7 protein-coding genes are annotated in these 6249 nt (G+C 62.4%); 4 read left to right on the top strand and 3 right to left on the bottom strand.

The genetic code is table 11. The annotated features are described in order from the left end of the window. Nucleotides 1-2: 2 nt before the first annotated feature. Complete coding sequence (locus GY725_04100) at nucleotides 3-506, top strand: DUF427 domain-containing protein (GenBank protein MCP4003357.1); 504 nt, start codon at nucleotides 3-5, stop codon at nucleotides 504-506. Nucleotides 507-569: 63 nt separating this feature from the next. Continuing rightward, entirely contained in the window at nucleotides 570-929 is a 360-nt protein-coding gene (locus GY725_04105; GenBank protein ID MCP4003358.1) for an FHA domain-containing protein, read from the top strand. A 12-nt stretch (nucleotides 930-941) separates the two neighbouring features. Here the strand turns inward: GY725_04105 and GY725_04110 are convergent, their stop codons facing one another. Then, a complete protein-coding gene (locus GY725_04110) occupies nucleotides 942-1187 on the bottom strand; it encodes a hypothetical protein (GenBank protein MCP4003359.1) in 246 nt (81 codons plus the stop codon). Between the two features lie 154 nt (nucleotides 1188-1341). Here GY725_04110 and GY725_04115 point away from each other — a divergent pair, with 154 nt between their 5' ends. After that, the gene (locus tag GY725_04115; protein ID MCP4003360.1) at nucleotides 1342-2238 is read left to right on the top strand and encodes a formamidopyrimidine-DNA glycosylase; all 897 of its coding nucleotides are present in this window, start codon (nucleotides 1342-1344) and stop codon (nucleotides 2236-2238) included. Nucleotides 2239-2254: 16 nt separating this feature from the next. Here GY725_04115 and GY725_04120 read toward each other — a convergent pair whose 3' ends face one another. After that, the gene (locus tag GY725_04120) at nucleotides 2255-2887 is read right to left on the bottom strand and encodes an IMP cyclohydrolase (GenBank protein ID MCP4003361.1); all 633 of its coding nucleotides are present in this window, start codon (nucleotides 2885-2887) and stop codon (nucleotides 2255-2257) included. A gap of 202 nt (nucleotides 2888-3089) precedes the next feature. On the opposite strand from GY725_04120, the gene GY725_04125 reads away from it, so the two are divergent. Next, entirely contained in the window at nucleotides 3090-4817 is a 1728-nt protein-coding gene (locus tag GY725_04125) for a hypothetical protein (GenBank protein ID MCP4003362.1), read from the top strand. Nucleotides 4818-4858: 41 nt separating this feature from the next. On the opposite strand, the gene GY725_04130 is transcribed toward GY725_04125, so the two are convergent. Further along, nucleotides 4859-6016, bottom strand: a complete 1158-nt coding sequence (locus tag GY725_04130; protein ID MCP4003363.1) for an acyl-CoA dehydrogenase — start codon at nucleotides 6014-6016, stop codon at nucleotides 4859-4861. Nucleotides 6017-6249 lie beyond the last annotated feature (233 nt).

A 6249-nucleotide genomic window follows, 5' to 3' on the forward strand; every position in this document is an offset into this window, starting at 1 on the left:
ATCTGCCGCGAGTTCGGCCCGCGCAGATCGAGACTCCGGGACCCGGTCAGGAGTCCGTCTGGGACTACCCGCGACCGCCGCGAATTGAACGGGTGGAGTTGCGCGTCCGTGTCGAGCACGCCGGAGCGCTGCTGGCGGATACGACCCGGGCACTGCGCGTGTGCGAGACGTCGAGTCCTCCCACCTACTATCTGCCGCCCGCTGATGTCGACACCGGGCGACTCGCACCGGCTCGCGGAGAGTCTCTTTGCGAATGGAAAGGTGTGGCGCGTTTCTGGCAATTGCGCGAAGGCGCTTCGGCTCGCGAGCTGGCCTGGAGTTATCCCGAGCCGTTTGAAGAATTTGAAAGACTTCGCGACTTCGTCGGCTTCTTTGCCGGTCGCGTGGATGCCTGTTACGTGGCCGATCAGCGAGTGCGACCCCAACCCGGTGACTTCTACGGCGGCTGGATCACTCCGGACCTCGTCGGACCGTTCAAAGGCCACCCCGGTTCCGAGTCCTGGTAATTCCGCCCAGTTCTCCCGAGGAGCCCATCAAGGTCTGGCTTCGACCGGCCGCTAGAACATGGGATGCACGACTCCCCACACTGCAGGGTGCTGTCCGATTTTCTGACCGACTTTCAACCCTCGATCGTGATGTTGCGCGGCTGCGCGCGCGGCACCGAGTATCCCGTCGATCAGGGGCGGGTCACTCTCGGACGCGGTCCCGGTGTGGACCTGGCATTCGACGATCCCGAGATGGCGCGCGAGCACGCGTCTATCGAGTTTTCCGGTGGCAGTTTTTCGATCCGTGCGCTTGGCTCACTGCCTGTTCAGCTCAACAGGGCCGAAGTCACAGAGGCCGAAATCAAAGATGGCGATCGCTTTTCGATCGGCACACACGCATTCGAATTCGTGATCGAGCCGCGCAGTCTGCGCGAATTGAAGTAGCGCCCCTGCGCGTCAGTAGCGCCGCCAGAACTTCGCACTGCGATAGGCCGCCCAGACGCTGATCACGTGGATCAGGAAGCCCGGCACCAGGATCGCCCAGTATCCGAAGCCCGCGGCCAGGAACCAACCGAGTCCCGCGGCCAGGCGTCCGCTGTACAGGTGACCGAGTCCGGGAACCAGCACAGACAATACCGCCGCGATCCCGGGCACCGGTCCGCGTGAAACGTCGATCTCGTGGTCGCAATAGTGGTCGTGCATGGTTTCCTCCTGTCCGGTCATTTTCCGAACCTTGAAAGAGCAAGCCGCGTGCCGTGCGAGAAGCCCGGTCTGGAGCTCCAGAGCCGATACAGCAGCTTTCGTGCTGCGCCGTGTGCAATCGACCTCCTGCGCTCATAAGGGGTAGGCTGGCGACATGCCCGAGCTCCCCGACGTGACGGTCTACATCGATTCACTCGAGCGTCGCATCCTGGGTGAGAAGTTCGAGCGGCTGCTTCTGCCGACGCCCTTCGTCTTGCGCTCCGTGGAACCGGCGCCCGCCGAGTTCGAAAATCGACGAGTCGAAGAGATCCGGCGTCTCGGCAAGCGCATCGTCATCGGATTCGAAGATCAGCTGTTCATGGTCATTCACTTGATGATTGCCGGGCGCTTCCAGTGGCGGGATCGCGACGCCAGGCCGGGTCGCAAGGGCATTGCCGTATTCCATTTCAGTTCGGGAACACTCACGCTTACCGAGGCGGGCAGAAAACGGCACGCGTCATTGCATCTGGTGCGTGGTGAGGAAGCTCTACGCGAGCACGACCCGGGCGGGTTGGAAGTTCTGGAATGCGATCTTGCGGACTTCGTTCGGGTCTTGCACAGCGAGAACCATACGCTCAAGCGCTTCCTCACCGATCCGCATCTGCTCTCGGGTATCGGCAATGCCTACAGTGATGAAATCCTGCATCGCTCACGGCTTTCCCCGTTGAGGCTGACGAGCCAACTGAACGACGATGAGATCGCATGTCTGTACCAGTCGACGCTGGCGCTGCTTCGCGAGTGGATCGAACGCCTGCGCGCGGAGGTAGGCGACGACTTCCCGGCGAAGGTGACGGCGTTTCGCTCAGAGATGGCGGTGCACGGTCGTTACCGCGAGCCGTGTCCCGATTGCGGTTCCCCGGTACAGCGCATCGCCTATGCGAGCAACGAGACCAACTACTGCGCCGAGTGCCAGAACGAAGGCCGACTGCTTGCCGACCGCGCGCTTTCGCGTCTGCTCAAGGACGACTGGCCCCGAACCGTCGAGCAATTGGAAGCCCTGCGAAAACGCTGATCGGTTTGCCCGCGGGTCAGACGGTGTGCGTTCCCAGTTGGAAGCCATCGCGTGAAGCGATCGCGGCCGCACTGGTCACTGGCTTTTCGAGATCTGCGAACGCGCCACCGTCGACGATGAAACGCGCAGCCGCATCCGCGTCGCTTGCGTCAAAATCCACCCTCTGGGTCGGGCTGACGTCGTCGTGCTCGTAGGTGGCGACGTACCAGGCGCGACCCGGCTCGAGCGCAATCGCCTTCACCACGAGTGCATCGTCGCGTACGATCGCCAGCCAGCCGGTGTCGCCGTCGACGGGTACCACGCCGCTGATGCGCGGTGTGTTGTAAGCGTCTTTCTCGTAGTCCATTGCGAGCATGGTGCTGGCCAGTGCATCGCGCACGGGCATGCCGAGTTCGATCTTCTCGGCGATCGGATCGGTATGGCTGCCGTTGGTTACGACCGCCCAGTCACCCGCGATACGCAGGCAGTTATAGGCGATGTACGGATTCTTCTGTACGTCGTCTTCGTGCCCTTCTCGCGGGACGATGGCCAGGCGTCCGCTGTTGTTCACAGCTGTGCGATTCGGAAACGAGCGCGAGGAAACGCGGTACAGAGCGGCATTGGCTCCGTTGCTGGACTTGCCGACCGAGACGATTCTTCCCACGTACATATACAGACCTCCGGTGCGGATCATAGCCAATCGCTGAGCTTGCGGGGTATGCCGCGAAAGCCGATCGTCTTGGCTGAAAGTCGCGCCCCGACGGCGGTTTACCTGACTTCGAGTCAGTGCTCAACTCAGCCGAGTACCGCTCCGACACGAGAAGCGGAGCCCGAGACGATGAAGCGCGTTTTAACCCAGGGAGGGTGATCTCTTGTCTGGATACCTACACGACGGAATTCTGCAGTACTTCGACGAACTGATCGACTGGGACAGCTACTTCCAGTATCGGAAGGGCGACGACGTCGATCTGGAAGCGGAACGAGCTGCATTGATCGGTGTACTCGAAACCTGCGGCGAGATCTGCGCGAAGATCGAACCGATCTCACGCGAGGGATGGTGGGAAACCGCCGAACTGGTGGACGGCGAGGTCAAGCTCCCGCGGGCGATTCGCGAAGGCTACGAGATGCTGCGCGATGCGGGACTGGTCAGCCCCGGTACGCAGGAGAAGTACGGTGGCTTCGAACTGCCGTCGCTGGTCTGCAATTTGATTCTCGAACTCGTCTCGCGGGCAAACGCCGGACTGATGACGGTGGTGGGGCTTCAGGCGGGCGTGGCCGAAGACATCCAGAAGTACGCATCGGAGGAGTTGAAGCAGGAGTACCTGCCGCGCTTCGTAAGCGGCGAAGTCCTGGGCGCCATGGATCTGACCGAAGCGAATGCCGGCTCGGATCTCGGCGGCATCGTCACGACGGCCACCGAAGAAGACGGTCGCTTCTTCCTCGACGGACAGAAGATCTTTATCACCAACGGCGGTTGCGAGATCCATCTGGTGCTGGCCCGGGATGCCGACACATTCGATAAGTCGAAGGGCACGACCAAAGGGCTTTCGCTGTTCCTGTGCCCGCGTACGTTGCCGGACGGCAGCGCGAATGCGGTTGTCACGGAGTGGCTCGAGCACAAGCTGGGCATCCACGGCTCTCCGACCTGCGCGATCCGCTTCGATCGCGCCGAGGCGTTTCGCGTGGGGACCAAGGGCGAGGGCTTCAAGGCCATGCTCGACCTGATGAACAACGCCCGCCTGGGCGTCGCAGCGCAGGGACTGGGCATTGCGGAAGCCGCCGTCGAGGAAGCGATCAACTATTCCCGGGAACGCAAGCAGTTCGGGATTCCGATTGGCGACCAGCCGCTCATGAAGAACGTGCTCTCGCGCATGGTGCTGGAACTCGAAGGCTCTCGGGCGATTCTGTACCGCTGCGCGGGGTTGATCGATCGCAATCGAGCGATCGCCGCCTACCTGGAGCGCGAGAAGGACGTCTCCGAAGCCGAGCGCGCGGAACTACAGCGCGTCACCGAGCGCAACGACACGCGTTCCCGTCTGCTGACGCCACTGGCCAAGTACTCGGCAACCGAGACCTGCGACACACTGACCCGCAATGCGATCCAGGTCCACGGGGGCATCGGCTTCATGGCGGAGAGCGCCGTGGGCAAGCTGCACCTGGACGGGATCATCACCACGATCTACGAGGGTACCTCGGAAATCCAGGTCAGCTTCGCACTCAAGGAAATCGGCAAGGGCGCGCTCACGATCGTGTTCGACGAGCTGCGCAAGGAACTCGGCGATCTGAGCGACGAGAATCTCCTGCCCCTGGCCGAGAAGGTGCGCGTCGGCATCGGTCGCATCGAGGAAGCTTCGGTCGCGCTGGTCAAGGATTTCAACTACGCGTTGCTCTCTTCGCGGTCCGTGGCCGATATGGTCATCTACGTGATCTCCGCGACGGAGCTCTTGCGCCAGGCCCAGGCCAACTCGCAGCGCTTCGATCTGGCCGCCCGCTGGGTCAATCTCAAGATGAACGAACTCGAGATGCTCGCCAAACGCGTGGGCGAAGGAGATGCGGCGCGCATCGAACGCTGCGAGAAGCTGATCTCGCTCTGGAGTTAGTTCGCACCCGCGGATCGCACGCCGAGTACTCTAAAACCGCTTCAGCGGGCCGGCAATCCCAGGCCGCGCGTTGCGATGATGTTCTTCAGAATATTATTCGTACCGCCCTGGATGGTGTAGGCGGGGGCGTACAGGAGTCCGCGTGCGACTCGGCCGGCCAGCGGCGCGCCCTGCGATCCGGGTGCGAGCAGCGCTTCGGGGCCGAGGATCGACGCTGCAAGATCCGCGATTCGCTGTTCGAGGGAGGTGCAGTAGGTTTTCGCGACCGCGGCTTCGTGATTGGGCAAGACACCGTCGCTGAGCATCTGTGCTACCCGGTAGATCATTCCCCTTCCGGCGTGCCAGGCGATTTCGATGTCGGCGATCCGATCGCGTAGCGCCGCATCTTTTGTCAGTCCTCGTTCGCGCGCCAGGGCCTTTACGTCGCGCCAAAGCGGGTAGTTCGAAATGAGCCGCTCGATGCCGCTGCGCTCGTAGTCCAGTTGTTCCATGATCTGGTAGAAACCGCGGCCGAGAGTGCCGATCACACAGGTGGCCGGGACGCGTACCTCGTCGAAAAACAACTCGCCGAAGTGGGACTCACCCACCATGTCCATGATCGGTCGAAACTCGATTCCGGGCGCATCCATCGGAACCAGAAGTTCTGAAACTCCCTTGTGTCGCACGGAGCCGGGTTCGGTGCGTGCGACCAGATAGCAGTAGTCGGCGTGCTCGGCGAAGCTGGTCCAGGTCTTCTGGCCGCGGATCACGAATTCATCACCGTCGAGTTCGGCCTTCGTCTGCAATCCCGCCAGATCGCTGCCCGCATTGGGCTCACTCATGCCAATGCAGAAACTGATTTCACCCGCAATGATTCGCGGCAGGAATTCGCGCCGCTGCTCTTCGCTGCCGTGCGCGAGTAGCGCAGGGCCGATCTGGCGATCGCCGAACCAGTGCCCGGCGACCGGTGCGCCCGCCATCAGGAGTTCCTCGGTCAGGAGCAGTCGGTCGAGGTAACTGCGCTCGGCTCCCCCGTACTTTTTCGGCCAGGTCAGGCCGATCCAGCCGCGCTCGGCCATGCGCCGGGAGAACTCGAGGTCGAAGCCCGCAATCCAGCCGTCTTCCAGAAAGGAGCGCGCTGCGAGGGCCGGGTCCTCAGAAAGAAACTCGCGCACTTCGGCGCGAAGCTTTTCCTGGTCAGCTGTCAGTCGGTAATCCATCGTCCCGGGCTCGAACCCGCAGGGTCCACCACCCAATTCTTCCTCATTCCACGGAAGGGCGATCCTACTCGCGAGCGTTCGCCCAAGCAACAAGGGAATCTCTGCACAGGGAGGATTCGAGCGAGAAGCGGGAGTCGCCGCCTGAGCAAGAAGCGTGATCCGATCGCAGATCCGTAGATCTGCAGAGGGTCGCGCGACGCAGCGCAGGCGGATGCATCGCGCTTCGCAGCCGC

It is taken from the genome of bacterium (assembly GCA_024226335.1).
Classification (GTDB): Bacteria; Myxococcota_A; UBA9160; order SZUA-336; family SZUA-336; genus JAAELY01.